Genomic DNA, 24,900 nt, shown 5'->3' with positions numbered 1-24,900 from the left:
GCTTATTTACTACCTAGACGTCTTCGGTGATTGATCGCCAAGCGCTATTTCTTGCACGCCACGTGCTGCATGTATAATTTTTACGTTAATTTTGGAGTTTTTTATGTGGTTTCGTAACCTACTGATGTACCGCTTAACATCAGATACGTCCTTAACAGCAGAGGCTTTAGAAACTGCACTGGCCGCTAAGCCTGCTTTACCTTGCGGCAGCCAAACACTATCAACCTATGGTTTCGTTGCCCCCTTTGGTAAAGGCGAAGACGCCCCCCTAGTACACAGCGGCCAAGGATTCTTGTTAATTTGCGCGCGTACTGAAGAGCGTATGCTGCCAGGCAGCGTTGTACGGGATGCCGTTAAAGAAAAAACCGATGAAATCGAAGCCGCTGAAGGCCGTAAAGTTTACAAAAAAGAACGTGATCAAATTAAAGATGAAGTCACTTTAGCGCTTCTGCCTCGCGCCTTTATTCGTCATTCCAAAACATTCGCGGTTATCGCGCCAGCACAAGGTTTGATTCTGGTTGATACTGCCAGTGCTAAACGTGCTGAAGAGTTGTTATCAACCTTACGTGAAGTACTCGGCAGCTTACCAGTACGCCCTATCGCGGTTAAAGTCGCGCCGACTGCAACCTTTACCGACTGGGTTAAACAACACCAAGCCAGCCACGGCTTAGTCTTGACCAACGAGTGTGAATTACGCGACAGCGCCGAAGACGGCGGTATTATCCGCATCAAACGCGAAGACCTTGCCAGCGAAGAAGTTCAAATGCACTTAGCTGCCGGCAAGCTGGTGACTCAGCTGACTTTAGCGTGGCAGGATAAGCTCAGCTTTTTAATCGACGACAAGCTCACTATTAAGCGCCTGCGTTTCGAAGACCTATTGCTTGATCAAGCAGAAGAAGACGGCGGCGATGATGCAGCCGGTCAATTTGATGCCAGCTTTATTCTGATGATGCTGACCTTTGTGGAGTTTATTCCACAACTGCTCGAAGCCCTCGGCGGCGAAGAAATCCCACAAGGGATTTAACTCACCCAGCAATTAACGGATTCGCGGGCGAGCAGCCCGCGAATCCTAGCTTTTCGCAGTAACCAACCAATTCTTACGCTGTTCAGCGCTATGAAAACTCCAGGCCAAAAACCGGCTTTGTTTCTGTCCTTGCGCCATACTGCAGACTTGCACATCCACAGCTCCGACTTGCTTCAACACGCGTTGTAGCAAACGAATATGCGCCGATTTCGACACCAAGGTGGTAAACCACAATACCTGCGCTGCGTAGTCTTTACTTTCCTTGATCATATTGCGCACAAAAGTCAGCTCACCACCCTTACACCACAATTCATTGCTCTTGCCGCCGAAGTTCAGCGTCGGCAACTTACGCTGTGGATCCTGCTTACCTAAATTACGCCACTTACGCTCACTGCCACTCGTCGCCTCAGAGGCACTGCTATGAAAAGGTGGATTGCATAAGGTACAGATCACCCGCTCATCCGCACGCAACACGCCTTTAAAAAAAGCTGACTTATCACTTTGTAAGCGCAGCTCAATGACCTTATCCAAACCATTCGCTGCCAGCGTCTCAGCTGCACTAGTCAACGCCTGTGGATCAATATCACTGGCAATAAAACGCCAGCCATAATCATGCTGTCCCAACAACGGATAAATACAATTCGCACCCGTACCCACATCGAGCACAGTAAAATCAGCGCCTTGCGGAATCTCGCCTTGAGCGTCAAGCGCCAACAGATCTGCTAAGCCATGAATATAATCAGCACGCCCCGGCACCGGCGGACACAAATAGCCGTCTGGAATACGCCAACTCTTAATGCCATACAACTGATTCAATAAGGCTGCATTAAACACACGTACCGCGGCAGGGTTAGCAAAGTCGATGCTGTCCTTGCCATACGGATTAATGATCATAAAAGCCTTTAAACGCGGTTCAACAGCAATCAACGCAGCAAAGTCATAACGGCCTTGATGACGGTTACGCGGATGCAACAATGCGCCTGCAGGCTGTGTGCTCATAAACAAGAACCCTTACTGAAATCATTAAAAAACGCAGTATAGCAGCAAGCAAAGATCGACCGAACGTGCAACATGGCAATCAGCGCTGCCTATCTACAATTACAAAACCAACACCTCGACCAACAAAAACAACACTTTCATCCTCGACCCAGCTCTGTAAAATGACCGTCACACCGAGAAAAATAGAGAGTTCCTATGCAAGACAGCACTATCGAAACCTGGTTACAAGAGACCAAAGCGAACTGGCTACCTCTGCTGGTTGAACACGGCAGTCATATCCTCTTCGCACTGATTACCCTTGCCATCGGCTGGTGGTTGATCAGCCGTATCACCAACGGACTGGCCAACTTCCTGCAACAACGCAAAGCCGATGCTATGCTGACCGGGTTTTTAAGCTCACTGTTCAGCGCCATGCTACGCATCCTCCTGCTGCTCAGCGTCGCCAGCATGATAGGCATACAAACCACCTCCTTTCTCGCCCTCATCGGCACTGCAGGCCTTGCTGTGGGCCTCGCTTTACAAGGTAGCCTCGCTAACTTTGCCGGTGGCGTGCTGATTTTGTTTTTACGACCCTTCCGCGCCGGTGATTACATCGAAGCGCAAGGCGTTGGTGGCACGGTTGAAAGCATTCTAATTTTCCACACGCTGCTACGTACCGCCGACAACAAAACCATTATTTTGCCCAACGGCGCACTGTCCAACGGCAGCATCACCAACTACTCGCGCAAACCGACCCGTCGCGTCGATATTAACGTCGGTATCGACTATGGCGACGATATTAAACAAGCTCGCGCCATCCTCTTGGGCCTCGCGGCCGCTGACGAACGTGTACTCAAAGACCCCGCAGCTATCGTTCACTTAGTGTCTTTGGGCGATAACTCAGTCAATCTATCGCTGCGTATGTGGACTAAAAGTGCCGACTTCTGGGGTGTATTCTTCAGCATCCAAGAACAAATGAAAGAAAGCTTCGACCGTGAGGGCATCAGCTTCCCCTTCCCACAACGCACTGTGCATATCAGCCAACAAGCAGAATAGAAACTTAGTTAGCGCACGCTGTTGTCAATGAAGCAAAAGGCATACAGGGTATGTCGGCCTTTAGGTCGACATACCCTTACGACCTCTGCAAAGGTTACCCCTGCGGCCGCTGCTTATCAGCCCCGCCTAATCACGCAAACAGCCAACAAAACAGCTCTAGCACAAAACCTGTATCATCCCTTTATTAACCTATCACTCTGCCTTTGATTTTATTTTGACTGAGTCTGCCCAATGAATGCCGTCAAACGCTACGAAATTTTTCGCCGCTTTCAAGAAGACAACCCCAAGCCTGAAACAGAGCTTAACTACAATTCACCCTTCGAACTGCTGATTGCGGTGATCCTCTCTGCGCAAGCCACCGACGTTGGCGTCAATAAAGCCACTGATAAGTTGTTCCCTGTAGCCAACACCCCAGAAGCCATGTACGCGCTTGGCTACGAAGGCTTGTGCGCCTATACCAAAACCATTGGCCTGTACCCGACCAAAACTAAAAACGTGTTAGAAACCTGTCGTTTATTAATTGAACGGCATAACAGCCAAGTACCCGAAACACGTGAAGCGTTGGAAGCACTACCCGGTGTCGGCCGAAAAACCGCTAACGTCGTACTCAACACTGCGTTTGGCCAAGTGGCGATGGCAGTCGACACTCATATTTTTCGAGTCAGCAATCGCACCAACATCGCTCCAGGCAAGACTGTTTTAGAGGTGGAAAAGAAACTTCTGAAGTTTGTCCCTAAGGCGTTTTTACTGGATGCGCACCACTGGCTTATCCTGCATGGACGCTATGTATGTCAGGCGCGCAAGCCGCGTTGTGGCAGTTGTCGGATTGAAGATTTGTGCGAGTTTAAACAGAAAACCTCTGACGATTAGTTTTTACAATTGAAATACTAACAACCTATTGAAAAAATCTTTTTTACCATTTCTTTTTTTATGGTTATAAGGTGCGCCAACGGAAACTCCCGTGCGCGAGGCTCTAATCATGAGTAAAGAAGATTTAGAATTAGATGATGATGATTTCATTGCAGAAGATGCTGAAGAGATTGAGGATGAAGCGCCTGCTGAGGCAGCGAAGACCAATCTAACCAAGCGTCGTGTGATTGATAACATGCTTGAGGAGCGCCGATTACGTAAAGAATTGGCAGAGTATGATTTTGATTTAGACTGACGCACCCGCCAACGAGCCCACTACGGGCTCGTTTTGCTTTTAGCGGTAGATAAGCACGCTTAGTGTTTTATCACTCAATACGGTTCTATTGCGTCATACGCGACATGTACTGACCGGTAATAATAGTTCTGCCGAAGGCGCTCCGGCAGGTGTTGGTTATGCCTACGTCTCTTTCCTACAGCTAACAACCCAGCAAACAGTCACTCATCCCTACAAGCGTTACGGCTGATTAGGCATGCCATTCACACACCGCATCACCGCAATCACATTAAAACCCAGCAAACTGCAAATAACTGCTAGTAATCTCATCGCCCCACACTAAAGCGATCCATCCGGCCAGAGCCAAATAAGGTCCAAAAGGAATCGGATTGCTAATGCTGTTACGCTGCAAACGCAAAATAATAACGCCTAATACCGCCCCCACCACTGAGGACAGTAAAATTGTCAGCGGTAGGATTTGCCAGCCACCCCAAGCCCCCAGCATGGCCAGCAATTTAAAATCACCGTAGCCCATGCCCTCCTTGCCAGTCACCAGCTTAAACAGCCAGAAGATCGACCATAAACTCATATAGCCTATAGCAGCGCCCCACACGGCAGCGGATAAGCTCACAAATAAGCCAAAGCTATTCAGGATCAGCCCCAGCCATAACAGCGGCAACACTAACGCATCGGGTAACAGCTGATGGTCAGCATCAATCAAGCTCATCGCCAACAGCCCCCACGTCAGCACCAACATCGCCAAGGTGTCCCAACTAACGCCATAGTGCCAAGCAATCACACCTGATAGCACGCCACAGGCCAGTTCCACCAGTGGGTAACGAATACTAATGGGCTGCTTGCAGGCTGAGCATTTGCCACGTAAAAACAACCAACTGAACAGCGGAATATTTTCCCACGGTTTGATTTCATGACTGCAGTGCGGGCAGCGAGAGTTAGGCAGTATTAAATTAAAAGTTTCTTTACTTTCCTCTACTGGCATCTCCAGCACATCACGCGCTTGATGACGCCAATCACGCATCATCATCTTAGGTAAACGGTAAATCACCACATTTAAAAAACTGCCCACCAAAAGACCCAAAACAGCCGCACTCAAGGCAAACACTACAATATTGCTGTTCCAAAACTGAATAATATCCATAAACACACCGTGCAAAATTCAAAGCCCCTGTCAGAACATGGCCCATGTCATACGACATAGGCCATGTTCAACAATATCGTGTTATCAAGCGGTCATATGGGCTGTAATCTTTGCCGAGGTATTTACCAAATGGTTAGAGATCAGCAGACAGCTGGCACAGGTATGGCCAGCGCCTACACAAGCGCATAAACACAGCGTAAACAATCGGCAAATACACCCGTTAGATTACAGCAAGCCTTTTACACCACCGCGCCTAACTGGAAGATCGGCAGGTACATGGCGATAATCAAACCGCCGACCAACACTCCAAGCACTGACATAATCAGCGGCTCCATCAAAGCAGTTAAGCCATCCACAGCATTATCAACTTCTGCTTCGTAGTGCGTCGCCACCTTATCCAACATTTCATCCAGAGCACCGGATTCTTCACCAATCGAGGTCATCTGCAACACCATCGACGGAAACACGCCAGTACTGCGCATGGCAAAGTTCAACTGCATACCACCGGAGATGTCTGCCTTGATTTTCATCACGGCTTCCTTAAACACCACATTACCTGTCGCGCCAGCCACCGAATCCAGAGCTTCAACCAAAGGCACACCCGCGGCAAATGTCGTCGCTAAAGTCCGGCCAAAACGTGCGACTGATGAGTTATAAATAATATTGCCGAAGATCGGTGCTTTCAGCAGAGCACGATCCAAACCATCGCGAAACTTCTTCGACGTACGGTACATCCGTCTCAAGATAAACACTGCAGCCACAAAAACCAGCACGATAATCCAACCGCTATGCTGGATATACTCTGAAACCCCAATCACAAACAAGGTAAAGGCCGGCAACTCTGCGCCAAAACTGGCGAATACTTCTTGGAACTGCGGCACCACTTTAATCAGCAAGATTGCTGTCACAATCACAGCAACCGCAATCACCGCCAGCGGGTAGTTCATCGCTTTTTTAATTTTCGCTTTTAACGCTTCTGTCTTTTCTTTATAGGTTGCGACACGATCCAACAAGGTTTCTAAAGCACCGGACTGTTCACCCGACTCGACCAAGTTGCAATACAGATCATCGAAATACAGCGGATGCCGGCGCAATGACGTTGCAAAGCTATTACCGCTGGCCACATCGTTTTTCAAGGTATCCACCAACTTACGCATATTCGGGTTATCCAACCCTTCAATAATAATGTCAAAGGACTGCAATAAAGGTACACCGGCCTTCATCATCGTAGCCATTTGCCGAGTAAAAATGGCAATGTCCATCGGCTTGATTTTTTTGCCAGCGCTAAATATATCAAAACTCTTTTTGCGCACTTTAGTGGGATTAATACCTTGCTTACGCAACTGAGCTTTAACCAGAGAAGCGTCTTGTCCAGGCATTTGCCCAGACATCGCCGAGCCTTGACGGTTCTTGCCTTCCCATTTGTACATATTAGTTTTTGGAGTTTTTTCAGCCATGCTCTAGTCCTTAGTGACACGGTTAACTTCGGCAAGGCTCGTGATACCTTGAACGACTTTCAGTAACCCCGACGTACGCAAACTATTAAAGCCGTCTTTGCGCATCTGTGCGCTAATCTCCATCGAGTTGCCGTCGGCCATAATAATCCGTTGCAGCTCCGGCGTCGTTTTCACCACCTCGTAGATACCCACGCGGCCTTTATAACCGGCATTACAATTCTCACAACCTTTAGCCTCATACACTTTAAAGGTACCAATCTGCTCATGGGTAAACCCTTCGTGTAATAACGCCTCATCCGGCACGACAATTTCTTGCTTACAGCTGCACAGTTTACGCGCCAAACGTTGAGCAATAATCAAGGTCAAAGAGGTTGCCAAGTTAAAAGAGGCCACACCCATATTACGCAAACGGTTCAACGTTTCTGCAGCACTATTGGTGTGCAATGTCGACATCACCAAGTGTCCTGTTTGCGCGGCTTTAATCGCAATCTCAGCAGTTTCCAAGTCCCGAATTTCACCGACCATAATCACATCAGGATCTTGACGTAAAAAAGCGCGCAATGCCGTGGTAAAGTCCATGCCTTGCTTAGGATTAACGTTGACTTGGTTAACCCCCTCAAGGTTAATTTCCACCGGGTCTTCAACGGTAGAAATATTGACATCAACCATGTTGAGAATACTTAAGCCCGTATACAAAGAAACAGTTTTACCCGAGCCTGTCGGCCCGGTGACCAAAATCAGCCCATGCGGCTGGTGCAGCGCCTCTAAATACAGCTGTTTTTGATCTTCTTCATAACCAAGCATATCAATGCCCATTTTTACGCTGCTGGAATCGAGAATACGCATCACGATTTTCTCGCCCCACAGCGTCGGCAAGGTATTGACCCGGAAGTCGATGGATTTATTAGCCGTGACCTTTAATTTGATCCGCCCATCTTGGGGTTTACGGCGCTCAGAGATGTCCATACTGGCCATGATTTTTAAGCGTGCAGAAATCCGATCGCGCAACTGTACGGGCGGTTTCGCTACTTCATGCAGCACGCCATCAGTACGAAAGCGCACACGGTAGATTTTCTCATAGGGTTCAAAGTGTAAATCTGAAGAGCCGCCTTTAATCGCATCGAGCAGCATTTTATTAACAAAACGTACTACTGGCGTTTCATCAATCTCGTCACCTTGCGACGGGCCTTTAGCTTCAGTTTGTTCTAAACTTAAACTATCCAGTTCGGCATCATCCATGCCATCCAGACCACCTGTTGCTGACTCATAGAGTTTATCAATGGCACGCCCCAGCTTCTCATCTTCCACCAAGAGCTGCTCAATCGTCATCCCAGTGCTGAACTGAATATCCTTCAGCGCCTGATAACTGCTTGGGTCAGAAACCGCCACATAGAGCTTGCTGCCTCGTTTATAGAGCGGCAATACACGGTGCTGACGGGCAAGTTTTTCGCTGATTAACTCTTTAGGAAAAACATCTGGATTGACCGCGTTTAAATCAAGGTAGATAACACCAAACTGCGCCGACGCCAGTTCCATTAAAGGCAGACTTTTGACTAATTTATTTTGTACCAACCAAGAGACCAAAGACGTTTGGTTACGCTTGGCCTGCAGCACCGCATCCTGCGTTTTCTTCTCGTCGAGAAGGCCGGCGTCGACTATTTGACGGGCCAGTCCAGTTAAATTAACGCTATCATTCATGCTTTTTGCCTGCACGCAGTGTTATTGAGTGTAATAAGGCTACTTATAGCCTAGAACGCCCCTAACCGCCAAACTCTCTAGACTTTTTTATACAGATATTTGCGAGCCGTCTGCCGCAAAATAATTTTGACCAACACAATACTCTAGTCACTGACAAAGACCTGCCATTCTATAAAACTATAAGTTACAAATTTTGTCTGCAGGTGCAGGAACTGATCAGTAAATACGCCTAAATCCCACCCCCGCGCGTAAAGACTCACCCTTCTTTTACACCAGCAACTCTATTTCAGATTAAACTGCTCAGTCTGTAGCTATGCTTAGCTTTAAGCAATTATTAATCTTTTAGGGTGGTGCAGGTGGGGCGAAGGTTTGGTTGGCATTTGCAGCATACATGGCGCTGGCTCGGTGGCGGTGTTGTGCTGCTCTGTGCCCTGCTCTGGCTTGCCGATACTGTTGACCCATTGCCTCTACCTAAAGACGATATGGCGCGCGTGGTGTTGGCACAGGACGGGACGCCTTTGTGGCGTTTTGCTGATCATAAGGGTGTCTGGCGTTATCCAGTGCAGATTGATCAGGTCTCGCCCTACTATATTGAAGCGTTGCTGGGTTATGAGGACCGCTGGTTTTATCAACATCCAGGGATTAATCCGCTGTCCATTGCCCGAGCGGCGTGGCAAAACCTCAAAGGCGGACGCGTGGTGTCGGGTGGCAGTACTTTATCGATGCAGGTCGCACGCTTGCTTGATGTACATCCCCGTACGCTGCGCGGTAAATTGCGTCAGCTATGGCGGACGACGCAGTTGGAATGGCACTTATCCAAAGATGAAATTCTCACCTTATACCTCAATCGTGCGCCCTTTGGCGGTACCCTAGAAGGTGTGGCAGCGGCCAGTTGGGCGTATTTAGGTAAAGCACCAAAAACCTTAAGTCGCGCCGAAGCTGCATTGTTAGCGGTATTGCCACAAGCACCCAGCCGTTTACGTCCTGATCGACATCCTCAGCGAGCACAAGCAGCGCGCGATAAAATCCTACAGAGGCTCGCGCAGTTTGCAGTCTGGCCACAGGCGGCGATTAATGATGCCTTGCAAGAACCGGTGTGGCTAGCGCCGCGCCATAAACCCGCCTTGGCTCCGTTATTGGCACGTCGTTTGAATCATGCCAAGAGTCCCGCAGCCATTGAAACCACCATCGATGCCAGTTTGCAGCGACGTCTGGAAGATATGTTGCTGGGTTGGCGTGCGCGTTTACCCGAGCGCACCTCGGCAGCAATTATCGTGGTGGAGCACGAGACCATGGCAGTGCAAGCCTACTTGGGTTCGTTAGACCTACAAGATAGCCAGCGTTTTGGCCATGTCGATATGATCCAAGCCGTGCGTTCGCCGGGCTCCACACTCAAACCTTTTTTATATGGACTGGCGCTGGATGAGGGTTTAATTCATTCGGAGTCATTGCTGCAAGATGTACCACGCCATGCCGGGGATTATCGTCCCGGTAACTTTTCACAAGGTTTTAGTGGCCCGGTATCGGTTAGCCAAGCGTTATCCCGCTCGCTGAATTTGCCAGTAGTGCAACTATTAGAAGCCTATGGTCCTAAGCGTTTTACCGGCGAGTTGCGTAATGCCGGTATACCCTTGTTATTACCTCGCGGCGCAGAGCCTAATTTGGCGTTAATTTTAGGTGGGGTGGGCAGCCGCTTAGAGGATGTTGTCAGCGGTTTTAGTGCCTTTGCTCGTCACGGAAAAGTGGCGCAGTTACGTTTTCAGCCACACCAAGCGTTGCAAGAGAAGCCTTTAATGTCAGCCGGGGCCGCGTGGATTGTGCGACGGATTTTATCCGGACAGCGCCGCCCTGACCTAGATCCACGCGCACAGCTGGTCGAGCGTGCGCCCTTGGCCTGGAAAACTGGCACCAGCTATGGCTTTCGTGATGCTTGGGCGGTGGGCGTCAGTTCGCGCTATTTAATTGGCGTGTGGATTGGTCGCCCGGATGGCACACCGGTACCGGGACAATTTGGTTTAGCCTCGGCCACACCGTTATTGTTGCAAGTGCATGATGTGTTAAATCATCGCGACCGACAAAGTGGTAAAGCTGATCGAGCCGACCCACAGCCGACCACAGTCGGTGTCGCCGCTATTTGTTGGCCATTAGGTCAAGTGTTGCCGCGCAGCGATAATAACTGTCGGCGCTTGCGTTTCGCTTGGACGCTAAATGGCACCATTGCGCCAACATTAACCATGGGTGAGCCATTTAGCAGTGAGTTGCAACCACTGCTTTGGCTGAATAAAAAAGGGCTGCGTGTCGGTAAAAACTGCCCCGATGCACAACCGCAACGGCTGGCGTTATGGCCCGCCGCATTAGAACCTTGGCTGCCATTGGCCGAACAACGGCGTTCTCGTTTACCTGCGATTGATCCGAGCTGCCCGCCGCCGCTATTGATGTCTAGCGAGCCTATGCAAATTGTTGGCGTGAGTGAAGGCGACCGTCTACAACGTGCTGCGGGGCAAGCCAGTGAACTGCGCCTGCATTTCTCCAGCCTCGGAGGCGGTGCGCGGCAGTGGTGGTACCTGAATGGTCGGCCGTTGCTTAACACTGAAAATGACGCAGGCTTTGATCATGTGTTTAAGCAAGCAGGTCTGTATCAGCTCAGCGTTCTCGATGAAACAGGGCAAACCGGCAGCGTACAATTCTCTGTGGTCGACTGATGGTCTGCCAGTCTGGCGTTACCCTGTGGTAAACTGCGCCCATCTAATGTATTGCCTGGCCTCGATCCTAAGATCGTGCCGCGTGCTGCTCAGCCTTTTTTATATTTGAACCCTTAAAAACTATGTCTCTACCTCTACACCACCTTGAGTTACTCAGTCCTGCCCGCGATGCCACTATTGCTAAAGAAGCCATTTTGCATGGTGCCGACGCGGTTTATATTGGCGGACCGAGTTTTGGCGCACGGCATAACGCCAGCAACAGCCTGAGTGATATTGCTGGGCTGGTGGAGTTTGCTCATCTGTTTCATGCCAAGGTGTTTGTCACCATCAATACTATTTTGCATGATGACGAACTGGAACCTGCGCAACAACTCATCTGTGAGCTGTATGACATTGGTGTTGATGCAGTGATTGTGCAAGATTTGGGCGTGATGGAGATGGATCTGCCGCCGATTGAATTGCATGCCAGTACGCAAACCGATATTCGCACTTTAGAAAAAGCCAAATTTCTCTCGCAAGCAGGTTTCTCGCAGTTAGTTTTGGCTCGCGAACTGAACCTGCAAGAAATTCGTGAGATCAGTCAGAATGTTGATTCAGCGATTGAGTTCTTTATTCATGGGGCACTCTGTGTGGCCTTCTCCGGCCAGTGCAATATTTCCCATGCGCAAACCGGACGCAGCGCCAACCGTGGCGATTGCTCACAAGCCTGCCGCCTGCCCTACACCTTAAAAGACGATGAAGGCCGCGTGGTGGCGTACGACAAGCACCTGTTGTCGATGAAAGATAATAACCAAAGCGCTAATTTGCGTGATTTGGTTGATGCTGGCGTACGCTCCTTTAAGATTGAAGGGCGCTACAAAGATATGATCTATGTGAAAAACATCACGGCGTATTATCGTCAGCAGCTTGATCAAATCTTACTGGAACGTCCTGAGCTAGCACGCTCTTCCAGTGGCTTTACCGAACATTTTTTTGCCCCAGATCCCGATAAAACGTTCCACCGTGGTAGCACGGATTATTTCGTCAGTGATCGTAAAGTCGATATTGGCGCGTTTGATTCACCGAAATTTATTGGTTTGCCAGTCGGTGAAATCTTAGGCATTGGCAGAAACGATATCAGCGTACAAACCAGCGAACCACTGGCCAATGGCGATGGTTTAAACGTCTTATATAAACGTGAAGTAATCGGCTTTCGCGCCAATACCGTGCAACAAGTCTGCGAATATGAACAAGATGGGCAGATGATTCGTCAGTACCGCGTGGTGCCGAATGATATGCGCGCCGAGTTAAAAGAACTGCGCCCGCCCTATCAGCTCAACCGCAATATGGATCATAACTGGCAGCAAGCGCTGCAAAAGAAATCCGCCGAACGCCGTGTGTTAGTGGACTGGCAAGTGCAGCTTGATGAGCAACAGCTGACCCTTATTGCCACCAGTGAAGAAGGTGTGAGCGTCAGCATGCAACAGGCTGGCCCCTTTACCCTGGCCAGTGATACCAAGCAAGCGATTGCACAAATCAAAGACACCCTGAGTAAACTGGGCACGACGATTTATCATGCGCAGAAGATTAATGTGCAGGCTGAACAGGCGTGGTTTGTGCCTAATTCACAATTGAAAAATTTGCGTCGGGATGCCATTGAAGCACTGACTGCCGCACGTATAGCGGCGCATCCAAAAGGTTTCCGCAAGCCGGTCAGCGATCCAGCGCCAGTCTATCCTGAATCGCATCTAACCTTCTTAGCTAACGTCTACAACGAAAAAGCCCGCGCTTTTTATCATCGTTATGGTGTGCAGTTGATTGATGCGGCCTATGAGGCGCACGAAGAAGCCGGCGATGTGCCAGTGATGATCACCAAACACTGCCTGCGTTTCTCGTTTAATCTTTGTCCGAAGCAAGCCAAAGGCGTCACCGGCGTGCGCACCAAAGTTAGTGATATGCAGCTGATTCATGGCGATGAAGTGCTCACGCTGAAGTTCGATTGCAAACCCTGTGAAATGCATATCATCGGCAAGATGAAAGGTCATATCCTTAATATGCCGCAGCTCGGTAGTGCGCAAACTAACGCCGCTGTCGTCGGCCACATCAGCCCTGAAGACTTAATGAAAACCATTAAGCGCTAAAGGAAAAATACAGAGGGGGAACATACCCCCTTGTAAGATCCAACAATATTCAGCCGTACAGTCTCTTCGCTAACACTCTCGTCACTAACAGTGCCATTGGCCAATGGCACTGTTACATACAGCGCCAGACCCAGATAAAACAAGCACATAAGGTCAACTAAAACTCGTCGCTAATAGCAAGAAGAGTTAACCCTCGTGGCGTACCAACAGTGCCGATCCCCATGACAAGCCGACACCAAAGCCGGATAGCAAAGCATTCTTCCACTGGCCATCAAAGCCATAATGCTCAAGCAGCATCGGAATCGATGATGACACGGTATTCCCCGCGCCAAACATATCCTTAAGCACTTTAGTGCCGTTGTCACCAAGGCGTTTAGCAATCGCATCGACAATTGCGCCGCTGCCCTGATGCAAACAAATGGCATCAACATCATCCATGCTCATATTCAACTCATCCAGCACTTCTTGCATATGCGGAATGATTTTCAAACTAGCAAAGTTGAACACTTGGCGGCCATTCATATGAAAGCAGCCATCTTTAACCACCAGATAGTCAGCACCACCACCATCACCACCAAAACGGGCAGGCCCCAGCTCCCAGACCGGATCTTCAGTCATCCAAGTCGCGGTTGCTGCATCACCAAATAATAGCGTGGTCATACGATCAGCGCGATCAACTATTTTCGAATACGGATCGGCTGTGACTAAAATGGCATTTTTCAAACCTGTAGCCTGCATAAAGCCTTTCAGCACATACAAACCATAGACATACCCCGAACAACCCAGCGATACATCAAAGCACGCTGCATGCAGTGGCAAACCTAACTTGTGCTGAACAATAGCTGAAGTATGCGGCAGACCTTCAGCATCACCATTTTGCGTGACAACGACGAGTGCCTGCACATCTTCAAGTTTTAAATCGGGGTTCTTCGCCAACAGATTTTGCACTGCTCGCACCGACAAATCGGAGGTTTCCTCATTCTCTGCTTTCACAGACAATGTCGTTGTGCCTAATTTATTCTTAACAAACTCAGCATCGCGATCAAAGCTTTGCGCTTGCGCGATGTTATCAATTCTGTCTTCCGGGATGTAACTTGCAATACTGCGTATGCCAATCATCGTGCATCTTCCACGTTAAAAGCCGCCTTAGATGACCGCTAACCCAGCGCTCGACTTAAGAGTCACTGTCAGATAAAAAAATACGCGCATTACTGCACGTGTTCTGCTGGCGGCCAAGCCTCAAATTCTGTTCCAGCTGTGACGCCCCACAATAGCCTGACGACACATTGTATGCTATAGGCCAAAGGGCGTAAGCAAGGAAATCCGCATAACAGGGCTGCACAATAGCACTCCTGGGCCTACAATTTGGCGAATAAATGCGTATATTGTCGATATCACACACTCTCAGTAGCGGTCTTTGTCATGACGGTCTTAACCCACACTGTTGCCTTGCCGACGGACTACCATGTCGCCGACTTCCTAAGTTTTCATCAACGTGACAGCCTGCAACTGGCCGAGCGCGTGAGTGTTGACAGACTGGAAAAAGGCCTCATGTGGGAGAATCAGCCAGCCTGTTTAAGCATCCACTTCACCCCAGAACAGGCATGCGCGCAGCTGCAGTTTGCAGCGAATCAAGGCCTCCCTGCTCCTACGCAAAACGACTGGCCGAAGTGGTTGGAGTCTTTCCTAGGTCTTCAGCAACCCACGGCTGAGTTTATTAAGCAGCATCAACAGCATCCTGAACTAGGGGCATTATTACGCCAACAGCCTGGCTTGCGGGTCGCACAAACCAGCAGCCCTTTTGAAGCGGTCAGCTGGGCCATTATGGGGCAGCAAATTAGTGTCGCCGCTGCGCTCAATGTGCGCCGTCGCTTTATTGAGTTAACCGGTGTGCAACACTGCTCTGGTCTGTGGTGCTATCCCGATGCTCAGCGTGTCGCGCACGTCTCGATTGAACAACTGCGCAGTGTTGGTCTGTCATTTAATAAAGCCCGCGCCATCGCCCAGATCAGCCAGCTGCTAAGCAACCAAACCTTCGCCTTTCCCCGCCAAGTTGATGCAAGCAATATTGAGCAGCTGCGTACTGACTTACTGGCCATCCCGGGGATTGGTCCTTGGACAGTCAACTATACGTTGATGCGTGGTTTTGCGTGGCTGGACGGCTCCTTACATGGTGACGCGGCGGTGCGGCGTAATCTGCAGCGTCTGCTCAATGTCGACAGCCTTAGCGCCGCAGAAACGGAGCAGTGGTTGCAGCAGTTTACGCCTTGGCGCGCACTAGTTGCCGCGCACCTCTGGCACTCACAAGGTTTTAGTGGTTAAACGTAGCGGCCATTTTTCCACGCCAGATGTGGCATAATGGCTTTCTTTTTTGTCTGTTCAAGCCCATGACTCACGCCCCTGATCGCATCTTTAATACACCGCTCGCGCAAGTCCCCGACTTCACTTTTAATGAAGATGTGGTGCGCGTCTTTCCCGATATGATTAAGCGCTCAGTCCCCGGTTATCCCACCATTGTGGAAAACACCGGCGTTCTGGCCGCACAATTCGCCCAAGCCAATAGCATTCTGTACGATTTAGGCTGCTCACTCGGCGCGGTGACTCAAGCGCTGCGTCGCCATGTCAGCCACAGTGGTTGCAAAGTTATTGCTGTCGATAATTCTGCGGCGATGGTTGAGCGTTGCCGTGAACACCTGAATGCGCAAGATGCGATGTTCCAAGAATTGTTACCGGTGGAGGTGATAGAGGCAGACATTCTGACCTTGCCTTTGCAGCCCACCTCTTTAGTCACGCTGAACTTCACCCTGCAATTTATTGCACCTGAACAACGCTTAGAGCTGCTGCAAAATATTCACCATGCCTTACTGCCCAGCGGCGCTTTAGTGCTGTCAGAAAAACTACGCTTTAATGATCCCGCTGAGCATGAGTTGCTTAATGATTTGCACTTGGCCTTTAAACGCGCCAATGGTTACAGCGAACTGGAAATCGCACAAAAGCGCCGCGCCATTGAAAAAGTCATGCTACCTGACAGCCTTGAAGAACACCGTGAGCGTTTATACAGCGCTGGTTTCAGCAAGGTTGTCGTGTGGTTCCAGTGTTTTAACTTTGCCTCGTTGATTGCCATCCCATGATTGATTTCTCCCCGCTCGTCCAGCAACTTGCCAGCACACCCCTAAAAGAGTGGTCACGCGGCATACAGCAACAGTTTGATGATTTATACACCATCAGCCACGGTGATTTACCGCGTTGGACGGCTGCGGTGGAGGCCTTACCCGCTTTAACTCCAACCTCCCGCGAACTGACTAGCGAGTTTCGCCTAGACGGGTCCTGCAACGATGCTGAGCGTAAGCAGCTGCACACGGCTTTGCAGGGATTAATCCCTTGGCGCAAAGGCCCCTTTCATCTCTTTGATCTGCATGTCGATACCGAATGGCGTTCCGATTGGAAATGGGATCGCGTCAGTCCGCACCTTGATTTACGTGGTAAGCGTATTTTAGATGTCGGCTGCGGTAATGGTTACTATATGTGGCGCATGCTCGGCGCCGGCGCAAAGACCGTAGTCGGGGTTGATCCCAACTGGTTATTTTTCTGTCAATTTCAGGCGATGCGGCGCTTTTTCGACGCACCGCCCGTTTGGCATTTGCCCTTCACCCTAGAAGACTTACCGGCCAAACTAGAAGGCTTTGATACGGTCTTTTCTATGGGCGTGCTGTATCATCGCAAATCGCCGATTGATCACCTTTTAGCGCTGAAAGATTGCCTCGTCAATGGCGGTGAACTGGTGCTGGAAACCTTAGTGATTGAAGGCGACTGCAACCAAGTTCTAGTCCCCGAAGACCGTTACGCTAAAATGCGCAATGTTTGGTTTCTCCCCTCAGTCGCCGCCTTAGAACTCTGGCTGCGCCGCGCCGGCTTCATCGATGTGCACTGCGTGGATGTCAGCCACACCTCCATTGACGAACAACGCTCCACCGACTGGATGAAATACCACTCACTAGAAGAATTCCTCGACCCTGAAGATCCCCGCAAAACAGTCGAAGGCCTACCGGCGCCAATGCGCGCGGTGATAGTGGCGCGTAAGCCTTAATCATTTACCACTAGGATATGCGTGATTTTTTCAATACTTCACGCTCAATGATTGAGCCAGCTATGCGCCGGAGTTGAACCGCGGACGGGCTCATCGGCGGATAAACACCTATACCGAAGTACGGCATGCACCAACCTTTAACTAATTATTGATTTAGCTGGTTTGTACACGCGCCAACGGAAATAAGCGTTTAAAGTTCTCTGTGGTTTGCGCGGCAAGCTCCTCATAGGGCACGCCGCGTAACTCAGCGACAAACTTCGCGACATCAGCGACATAGGCGGGGAAGTTAGGTCGGCCGCGGTGTGGAATCGGTGCTAAGTAAGGTGAATCTGTTTCCACTAGAATACGATCACTGGGCACCTGTAGCGCCACCTCACGTAACGCCTCAGCATTGCGAAACGTCACGATGCCTGAAAACGAAATATAATAACCTAAATCCAGCGCAGCTTTAGCCATCGGCCAGTCTTCGGTAAAACAATGCATCACCCCAGCTTGCGGTAACGCTGCTTCGCGTAATAAGTCGAGGGTGTCTTGTTTGGCTTCACGGGTATGCACAATCACGGGTTTGCCGCATGTCCGCGCCGCATCTAAGTGCAAGCGAAACGAATCCTGCTGCATCTGCGCCGTTTCTGCTTGATAGTGATAATCCAGACCTGTTTCACCCACTGCGACCACACCAGGATGCTGCAGTTCATCAAGCAACCATTGCATGGTTGGCTCACTACCACGGGTTAAATCCAGTGGGTGCACACCGACTGAGCAATCGACATCGGCATAGCGCTCAGTAAAAGCACGCACGATCGGCGCATTCTCAACACTGATACCGATACAGAGGAAGTGGCCCACACCACGGTCACGGGCAGCCTGCAGTGCGGTGTCGAGACAGCCGTTATAAGCAGTCAAATCAAGTCGGTCGAGATGGCAGTGTGAATCAATAAGCATGGGGGGAACCGTTGTTAAAAGTGTTTATGCAACGTCATTATTCAGGCGCTGCAGCTACATGGTATGTGTTTGTCGATCTGACTTCAGTGCACCAGCCAGATAAGTTTCAATTTTATTACGGGCTTCAGTGTCGTCTTCATTAAACTGTACGCCAATTCCAGCGGCACGGTTACCTTGTGCGCCGCGCGGAGTCACCCAGACGACTTTGCCGGTTAGTGGAAGTTTTTCCGGCTCTTCCATGAGGTTAAGCAGCATAAATACTTCATCACCGAGTTTGTACTCTTTGCCAGTCGGGATAAAGAGACCACCATTTTTTATAAAGGACATATAGGCCGCATAGAGCACGGATTTATCTTTAATGGTCAGCGATAAAATACTATTACTCGGACTCACAGTCGGGGGTAAGCTCATAGCACCTTCCTTGCACGTCAATAACGGTCTGTTTCGAGTGTCTGGTTGCAATCACAAGCCAGCGCGTTGTTGTCATTATACGCACAGATAGACGCAATCAGCGCGGCAACAATGCTTGCCAACGAACCAGTAGCCCTTCTAGCAACAAATCAGCACGTAATGGCACACGCCGCAATACTTTTTGTCGATGCTCAAGTAACCAGTCTTGAGTCTCTAGCAATAACGCTAACGGCGCCCTTGGTGCCACGTGTTTTAATACCACGCTCATATCTGCCAAGCCGAGCTGACTGTCATCTTCAGTCATTTTATAACGTAGGATCAGTTGCGCCCACTGACAAAACCACTCGAAGAGTAACTCTGGCGGCATTTTAGCCCAAGCCAGCGCCAAATCACTGGGACTGCTATGCTGCTTAAATAACTGCTTAACCCCACTGACCACCTGCTCGCGAATAGCCAATACATCAGCGTTCAACAGTTTTTGCGCACTCAGCGGTGAACCTGACGCAAGAGCCAGCACGGTGTGGCATTGCTCTTCGTTGAGTTCGGATTGTTGCTGTAACCACTGCACGCTTTCTTGCTCGTTCGGCAGCGGACAGGCTTGTAACACGCAGCGACTTTTAATAGTCGGCAGCAAAAAACTAAACTGATGGCTAATCAACAAGAAAACGGTTGAACCTGCAGGCTCTTCAAGACTTTTTAATAAAGCGTTGGCCGATCCGGTTGTCATTGCTTCAGCCGGCTCAACAATCACCACTTTACGGCCCCCTTGCTGCGAGGTTTGTAAAATCTTCGCGACCAGTTCGCGTACGCTGGCAATCAAAATACCCTTGCCCTCTTCTTCCGGCTCCAGCCTAACCAAATCAGGATGGGTATCGGCAGCGTAGAGTTTACAGGAGGTACATTGTCCACACGGCTGCTGTTGCAGCGATGCTTTACAGAGCAAAAAGGCCGCAAAATGCTCAGCTAAGGCACGCTTACCGCTACCCGCTGGGCCATGCAACAAATAAGCATGCGCTTGCTGACTGCGCCCGGCTAACGACTGCCAGAGTCCGGCCTGCCACGGGTACAGCTTACTGCTCACGTGCACGGTCCATAATTTCTAGCAGATGCACATCAAGGCTTTTTTGTACCTCAGGTAAAGTCTGCTGGGCATTCACTAAGCGAAACCGTTCTGGATCATCACTGGCACGTTGCAAGTAAGCCTGACGAACCTTTTCAAAAAAATCGTGTTGCTCTTGTTCAAAACGATCTAATTTCCCACGAGCGACAGCTCGCGCCATACCGTCAGCCACCGGCAAATCAAACAACAGTGTTATCTCGGGACGCAAATCACCTTGTACAAACTGCTCTAGTAGAGCAATGCGTGAGCAATCCAAGCCACGGCCACCGCCTTGGTAGGCATAGGTCGCATCCGTAAAACGATCGCAAATAACGATTTTACCTTCTGCTAAAGCCGGCAGAATCACTTGTGATAAATGCTGTGCACGGGCGGCAAACATCAGCAGTAATTCAGTATCCACCGCCATGATTTCATCATGCGGAGCCAGTAAAATAGCGCGAATCTGCTCGGCTAAAGCCGTACCGCCGGGCTCACGCGTTAACGCCACAGCAAAACCCTGAGCCTGTAACTGCTCAGCGAGGTAGGCGCGGTTAGTGGTTTTACCTGCACCTTCAGGGCCTTCTAGAGTAATAAACAATCCACGCATCATAAGGTCCTTATTGAGCTGTCACTGGGGCTGGACTGGAACGGTAATCAGCACGACGCTTAAGCTGATATTCACGTACAGCTTTATTGTGTTCCGCCAGCGTATTAGAAAACACATGACTGCCATCGCCACGTGCAACAAAGTACAAGCTTTTGCCGGCTTTGGGATGCAGCGCGGCATGAATAGCCTCGCGCCCCACCATCGCAATCGGTGTTGGCGGCAGGCCAGCAATCACATAGGTATTGTAAGGCGTTGGTTGGCGTAAATCAGCACGGGTGATTTTACCGCGGTAACGTTCCCCCATACCGTAAATAACCGTTGGGTCCGTCTGCAATAACATGCCAAGACCTAAACGGCGAATAAACACCCCAGCAATTTCATCGCGCTCGTGGGCAACTCCAGTTTCCTTTTCAATAATGGAGGCCATCACCAACGCTTCATCGGGATTACGGTACGGCAAATCATCGGCACGCTGCGTCCATTCTTCGGCCAGCACTTTCTGTAAGCGCTGATTGGCTTGTCGCAGAATATCTAAATCAGTTTGGCCACGGATAAAATTATAGGTATCAGGAAAAAAACGTCCTTCAGGATGCACATTGGCTTGATCCAACTGACGCATCAACTCACTGTCACTGACCTCACCAAGAGTGTGCTGTAATTTCTCTTGTTGTGCTAAAGCCGTACGTACTTGCTTAAAGTTCCAACCTTCTACCAGTGTCACGCGGTATTGCAAGATATCACCCACGCGCCACTTCTCTAGTAACTGTGCGACATTCATCGCGGGGCTCAGTTGATATTCGCCTGTATGCAAAGGCTGCACATGGCCTTGCAAACGCCAACTTAAACGTAGCCAAAAAGCGCCATGCAACACACCTTGCTGCTGCAACTGCAACAGCAAGCCATTGGGTGTGCTACCCGCGGGGACATTAAGCAGGTATTCACCGTCAACCTGTAAAGGCTGTTCAAGCACTTCACGCTGCATCCAAAACAACACAGCAACCGCTATTGCCAAAAACAAGCAGCCACTCATAAAAGCAATCGATAACTTACGCAACACGGCTATTCATCCACTAAATCTGTAATAAGTTGCTGCAGTTTACGAGTCACAGGTCCGATCGACCAGTGTTGTGTTGCATAGCCGCATACCGGCCAAATACCGTAGAGGCTATTGCAGGTAAAAACCTCATCAGCCTGTTGCAATTGCTGCAATGAAATATCAGCAATCTGGACAGCAACACCTGCAGCGGCGGCACGTGCTAACAGCTCAGCACGCATCACCCCGGCCACACCTGAACGATTCAGCGCAGGCGTTATCAATTGCTGATCACGGACGATAAAAATATTACTAAACACCCCATCAACCACACGCTCTTGGCTATCCAGCAGTAAACCTTCTGCATAAGCAGGGTCTGACCACTCGGCACGTGCCAAGACTTGCTCTAAACGATTGAGATGCTTTAATCCAGCTAATAGAGGCTGTGCAGAGAGTCGCAACTGACAGGCAAACAGTTGGATACCTTGCTGCTGATGAGCAACAGGCCATTGTGGAACACTTGACGCTTGCAGTATTCGCTGCGGCAGACAAGGATCTGGCATGCCATAACCACGTTGGCCGACACCGCGGGTCAAGATTAATTTACAGACACCGTTACCCAGCTGCTGCATATAAGCCAACAACTCGTCACGTAACGCCAACATATCGCAAGGAATCAGTAAGCGCTGACAGCCTTCGTGCAAGCGGGCTAAGTGTCGCTCCAATAAAGCCGCGCGCCCATTGCGAACTTTAATGGTCTCAAATAGACCATCACCATAAGCCAAACCACGGTCAGCCAGCGCAATACAATCTGCGGGCTGACCGTTAATCCAGGCTTGCACGTCTAGCTGTACCGGCGCAATAACAGCGAGCCGTTGGTACCACCAAAACCGAAGGAGTTAGACAAGACGGCATCAATTTTCATCGGCTGTGCTTGGTTGGCAACAAAGTTTAAATCACAACCATCGCCCGGCTGATCCAAGTTAATGGTCGGCGGCGCGACTTGATCACGAATCGCTAAAACACTGAAAATCGCTTCAACCGCACCGGCAGCACCTAATAAGTGCCCAGTCATTGACTTAGTTGAGCTCACAGCTAAAGCCTGCGCATGATCGCCAAACACAGTTTTTAGCGCATTGACTTCGGCCAAATCACCCGCCAATGTCGATGTTCCGTGCGCATTAACATACTGCACTTGGTCAGGACGCATACCGGCATCACGTAACGCATTGGCCATACAACGCGCCGCACCATCGCCCTTCTCCGGTGGAGAGGTCATATGGTAGGCATCAGCGCTCATACCAAAGCCTGCCACTTCTGCATAGATGGTGGCGCCACGCGCTTTGGCATGCTCAAGCTCTTCAAGAATCACCGCACCAGCACCGTCGGACAAGACAAAACCATCACGCTCGGCATCCCAAGGGCGGCTTGCCGCTTGCGGATCATCATTGCGGGTCGACAGTGCACGCGAAGCAGCAAAGCCACCAAGACCTAAGCCACAGGCTGCCATTTCAGCACCACCCGCTAACATCACGTCGGCTTCGCCATAAGCAATATTACGTGCGGCCATGCCAATGCAATGCGTACCTGTGGTACAGGCTGTCGCAATCGCATAATTAGGACCTTGTAAGCCCAACTGGATCGACAGAACACCGGAAATCATATTGATAATTGAACCGGGCACAAAAAATGGCGAAATACGTCGTGGGCCTTGCTCGACTAACGTTTTGCTAGTGTTCTCAATATTGGTCAGTCCACCAATACCGGAACCCATCACCACACCAACGCGTTCACGGTTGGCATCAGTCACTTCCAGGCCGCAATCTTGCATAGCCTGCAAACCCGCAGCCAAACCATATTGAATAAACAAGTCTAAGCGGCGTGCATCTTTGGCCGGCATATACTGTTCAATATCAAAACCTTTGATTGAGCCACCAAAACGCGTCGAAAAAGCCTCAACGTTCATATGTTCAATCGAACTGATACCGCTTTTACCAGCTAGGATGCCTGACCAGCTTTGCGCGACATCAACACCTAGTGGGGACAGCATGCCTATCCCGGTAACTACGACACGTCTACGCGACATGGCGACAACCTCTTGTTAATGTAAAAATTGCTGTACAAAAAAAAGCCGCACAGCTCATAAAAAGTCGCGCGGCTTTCGCTGTTGCAAAGTAACCGTTTACATTACTGCGCGTGAGCGTTGATGTAGTCGATTGCTTCTTGAACAGTAGTGATTTTTTCAGCTTTTTCATCAGGAATTTCAGTCTCGAACTCTTCTTCAAGAGCCATTACCAACTCAACTGTATCCAATGAATCCGCGCCTAAATCATCAACAAAAGATGCGCTGTTAGTCACGTCTTCTGCTTTGGCACCTAATTGCTCAGCAACGATTTTTTTAACGCGTTCTTCAATAGTGCTCATACCGTGTATCACTCCTAAATGGAAAAAACTGGGCAACTCAAGCTGCCGCTTTGTATAAAAGGGTTTGCGCATTTTAAGCGAACTGCTCGCCCTTTGCGAACCACTTATTTGATCTATTTGTGCGCTGCATCAGGCATCGCACAAATATTTCTAATATTCCAAACTGCAATTATGACTCAAAATACGATGCTTTGGTCACAATAACAGTCATTTTAACTCATATACATGCCGCCATTCACTGGAATCGTTGTTCCAGTGACATAAGACGCCTGTTCTGAAGCAAGAAAACCTACCACATTAGCTATTTCTTGAGCTTGCCCCAAACGCCCTAATGGAATTTGTGTCAACAATGCTTCACGCTGCGCTTCAGGTAAATCACGGGTCATATCGGTATCAATAAACCCAGGGGCCACAGCATTCACGGTGATTGAGCGTGAGCCCACTTCACGCGCTAAAGCGCGACCAAAACCTTCCAGACCAGCTTTCGCTGCAGCATAGTTTACTTGACCTGCGTTACCCATTGCACCTACCACTGAGCCGATACTGATAATTCGACCCCAACGTGCTTTAGTCATACCGCGTAACACTGCTTTAGACATGCGGTATAAGCTGTGTAAATTGGTGTCAATAACATCGAACCATTCGTCATCCTTCATCCGCAACATCAGGTTATCGCGAGTGATACCAGCATTATTGACCAAAATCAGTGGCGCACCAAACTCAGTCTGGATGCGCTCAAGTGTCGCAGCGACAGACTCAGCATCACAGACATTAAGCAGCATACCAGTACCCTGAATGCCGTTATCCTGTAGGACTTGACTGATACTTTGCGCACCTTTCTCAGAGGTAGCAGTGCCAATAACAGTGGCACCTTGTGCGCCTAACTGCAGAGCAATGGCTTGACCAATACCACGGCTGGCGCCGGTGACTAAGGCGACTTTACCTTGTAAGCTCATTAT

At 49.7% G+C, this 24,900-nt stretch carries 23 protein-coding genes; 9 read left to right on the top strand and 14 right to left on the bottom strand.

The window, feature by feature from the left end; translation table 11 throughout:
* The first annotated feature begins 103 nt into the window (after window positions 1–103).
* The gene (gene rdgC, locus JYJ62_RS07095) at window positions 104–1,024 is read left to right on the top strand and encodes a recombination-associated protein RdgC (RefSeq protein WP_205341513.1); all 921 of its coding nucleotides are present in this window, start codon (window positions 104–106) and stop codon (window positions 1,022–1,024) included.
* Window positions 1,025–1,069: 45 nt separating this feature from the next.
* Here rdgC and rlmF read toward each other — a convergent pair whose 3' ends face one another.
* On the bottom strand, window positions 1,070–2,023 hold the full coding sequence (gene rlmF, locus JYJ62_RS07090) for a 23S rRNA (adenine(1618)-N(6))-methyltransferase RlmF (RefSeq protein WP_205341512.1): 954 nt from the start codon (window positions 2,021–2,023) through the stop codon (window positions 1,070–1,072).
* A 195-nt stretch (window positions 2,024–2,218) separates the two neighbouring features.
* Between rlmF and JYJ62_RS07085 the strand changes: the two genes are divergently transcribed.
* From JYJ62_RS07085 to JYJ62_RS07075, 3 genes are all read left to right on the top strand, one after another.
* Window positions 2,219–3,058 carry a mechanosensitive ion channel family protein gene (locus tag JYJ62_RS07085; protein ID WP_205341511.1) on the top strand — a complete coding sequence of 280 codons (840 nt, stop codon included), beginning with the start codon at window positions 2,219–2,221 and terminating at the stop codon, window positions 3,056–3,058.
* A gap of 231 nt (window positions 3,059–3,289) precedes the next feature.
* Entirely contained in the window at window positions 3,290–3,928 is a 639-nt protein-coding gene (gene nth / locus JYJ62_RS07080) for an endonuclease III (protein ID WP_205341510.1), read from the top strand.
* A 106-nt stretch (window positions 3,929–4,034) separates the two neighbouring features.
* The gene (locus tag JYJ62_RS07075; RefSeq protein ID WP_205341710.1) at window positions 4,035–4,223 is read left to right on the top strand and encodes a PA3496 family putative envelope integrity protein; all 189 of its coding nucleotides are present in this window, start codon (window positions 4,035–4,037) and stop codon (window positions 4,221–4,223) included.
* 268 nt (window positions 4,224–4,491) lie between these two features.
* Here the strand turns inward: JYJ62_RS07075 and JYJ62_RS07070 are convergent, their stop codons facing one another.
* The 3 genes from JYJ62_RS07070 to pilB all read right to left on the bottom strand — a co-directional run bounded on the left by JYJ62_RS07070 (window position 4,492) and on the right by pilB (window position 8,516).
* Window positions 4,492–5,361 carry a prepilin peptidase gene (locus tag JYJ62_RS07070; protein ID WP_205341509.1) on the bottom strand — a complete coding sequence of 290 codons (870 nt, stop codon included), beginning with the start codon at window positions 5,359–5,361 and terminating at the stop codon, window positions 4,492–4,494.
* 239 nt (window positions 5,362–5,600) lie between these two features.
* A complete protein-coding gene (locus JYJ62_RS07065) occupies window positions 5,601–6,818 on the bottom strand; it encodes a type II secretion system F family protein (RefSeq protein ID WP_205341508.1) in 1,218 nt (405 codons plus the stop codon).
* 3 nt (window positions 6,819–6,821) lie between these two features.
* A complete protein-coding gene (gene pilB, locus JYJ62_RS07060) occupies window positions 6,822–8,516 on the bottom strand; it encodes a type IV-A pilus assembly ATPase PilB (RefSeq protein WP_205341507.1) in 1,695 nt (564 codons plus the stop codon).
* A 380-nt stretch (window positions 8,517–8,896) separates the two neighbouring features.
* Between pilB and pbpC the strand changes: the two genes are divergently transcribed.
* Both pbpC and JYJ62_RS07050 read left to right on the top strand, forming a co-directional pair.
* The gene (gene pbpC, locus JYJ62_RS07055) at window positions 8,897–11,218 is read left to right on the top strand and encodes a peptidoglycan glycosyltransferase PbpC (protein ID WP_232365735.1); all 2,322 of its coding nucleotides are present in this window, start codon (window positions 8,897–8,899) and stop codon (window positions 11,216–11,218) included.
* Between the two features lie 122 nt (window positions 11,219–11,340).
* Window positions 11,341–13,338, top strand: a complete 1,998-nt coding sequence (locus tag JYJ62_RS07050) for a peptidase U32 family protein (RefSeq protein ID WP_205341505.1) — start codon at window positions 11,341–11,343, stop codon at window positions 13,336–13,338.
* A gap of 186 nt (window positions 13,339–13,524) precedes the next feature.
* Here the strand turns inward: JYJ62_RS07050 and JYJ62_RS07045 are convergent, their stop codons facing one another.
* Entirely contained in the window at window positions 13,525–14,457 is a 933-nt protein-coding gene (locus JYJ62_RS07045) for a ketoacyl-ACP synthase III (RefSeq protein ID WP_205341504.1), read from the bottom strand.
* A 303-nt stretch (window positions 14,458–14,760) separates the two neighbouring features.
* Here JYJ62_RS07045 and JYJ62_RS07040 point away from each other — a divergent pair, with 303 nt between their 5' ends.
* The 3 genes from JYJ62_RS07040 (at window position 14,761) to cmoB (ending at window position 17,425) form a co-directional block, all read left to right on the top strand.
* Window positions 14,761–15,660, top strand: coding sequence for a DNA-3-methyladenine glycosylase 2 (locus JYJ62_RS07040; RefSeq protein ID WP_205341503.1), 900 nt, complete (start codon window positions 14,761–14,763; stop codon window positions 15,658–15,660).
* Window positions 15,661–15,725: 65 nt separating this feature from the next.
* A complete protein-coding gene (gene cmoA, locus JYJ62_RS07035) occupies window positions 15,726–16,469 on the top strand; it encodes a carboxy-S-adenosyl-L-methionine synthase CmoA (RefSeq protein ID WP_205341502.1) in 744 nt (247 codons plus the stop codon).
* The gene (gene cmoB, locus JYJ62_RS07030) at window positions 16,466–17,425 is read left to right on the top strand and encodes a tRNA 5-methoxyuridine(34)/uridine 5-oxyacetic acid(34) synthase CmoB (RefSeq protein ID WP_205341501.1); all 960 of its coding nucleotides are present in this window, start codon (window positions 16,466–16,468) and stop codon (window positions 17,423–17,425) included. Before cmoA ends, cmoB begins: the two co-directional genes overlap by 4 nt.
* A 153-nt stretch (window positions 17,426–17,578) precedes the next feature.
* Here cmoB and JYJ62_RS07025 read toward each other — a convergent pair whose 3' ends face one another.
* From JYJ62_RS07025 to fabG, 9 genes are all read right to left on the bottom strand, one after another.
* Window positions 17,579–18,367, bottom strand: coding sequence for a TatD family hydrolase (locus JYJ62_RS07025; protein ID WP_205341500.1), 789 nt, complete (start codon window positions 18,365–18,367; stop codon window positions 17,579–17,581).
* 54 nt (window positions 18,368–18,421) lie between these two features.
* On the bottom strand, window positions 18,422–18,778 hold the full coding sequence (locus JYJ62_RS07020; RefSeq protein WP_205341499.1) for a PilZ domain-containing protein: 357 nt from the start codon (window positions 18,776–18,778) through the stop codon (window positions 18,422–18,424).
* Between the two features lie 97 nt (window positions 18,779–18,875).
* On the bottom strand, window positions 18,876–19,859 hold the full coding sequence (locus JYJ62_RS07015; RefSeq protein WP_205341498.1) for a DNA polymerase III subunit delta': 984 nt from the start codon (window positions 19,857–19,859) through the stop codon (window positions 18,876–18,878).
* Window positions 19,849–20,484 (bottom strand): dTMP kinase, encoded by a 636-nt coding sequence (tmk, locus tag JYJ62_RS07010; protein ID WP_205341497.1) that lies wholly within the window; start codon window positions 20,482–20,484, stop codon window positions 19,849–19,851. The genes JYJ62_RS07015 and tmk overlap by 11 nt, the downstream gene beginning before the upstream one ends.
* A gap of 10 nt (window positions 20,485–20,494) precedes the next feature.
* Window positions 20,495–21,538, bottom strand: a complete 1,044-nt coding sequence (mltG, locus tag JYJ62_RS07005; protein WP_232365746.1) for an endolytic transglycosylase MltG — start codon at window positions 21,536–21,538, stop codon at window positions 20,495–20,497.
* Between the two features lie 5 nt (window positions 21,539–21,543).
* The gene (gene pabC, locus JYJ62_RS07000; RefSeq protein WP_205341496.1) at window positions 21,544–22,359 is read right to left on the bottom strand and encodes an aminodeoxychorismate lyase; all 816 of its coding nucleotides are present in this window, start codon (window positions 22,357–22,359) and stop codon (window positions 21,544–21,546) included.
* A gap of 2 nt (window positions 22,360–22,361) precedes the next feature.
* Window positions 22,362–23,603: a beta-ketoacyl-ACP synthase II gene (gene fabF / locus JYJ62_RS06995; RefSeq protein WP_205341495.1), complete on the bottom strand. Its 1,242-nt coding sequence runs from the start codon at window positions 23,601–23,603 to the stop codon at window positions 22,362–22,364.
* Window positions 23,604–23,704: 101 nt separating this feature from the next.
* Window positions 23,705–23,941: an acyl carrier protein gene (gene acpP, locus JYJ62_RS06990; protein WP_151183787.1), complete on the bottom strand. Its 237-nt coding sequence runs from the start codon at window positions 23,939–23,941 to the stop codon at window positions 23,705–23,707.
* A gap of 212 nt (window positions 23,942–24,153) precedes the next feature.
* Complete coding sequence (gene fabG / locus JYJ62_RS06985; RefSeq protein ID WP_205341494.1) at window positions 24,154–24,897, bottom strand: 3-oxoacyl-ACP reductase FabG; 744 nt, start codon at window positions 24,895–24,897, stop codon at window positions 24,154–24,156.
* Window positions 24,898–24,900 lie beyond the last annotated feature (3 nt).

This window comes from Denitrificimonas caeni (assembly GCF_905120345.1).
In the GTDB taxonomy this organism is placed as follows: domain Bacteria; phylum Pseudomonadota; class Gammaproteobacteria; order Pseudomonadales; family Pseudomonadaceae; genus Denitrificimonas; species Denitrificimonas caeni_A.
Note: the sequence above shows the minus strand (reverse complement) of the source record. Positions and strands in the feature narration are given on the sequence as shown.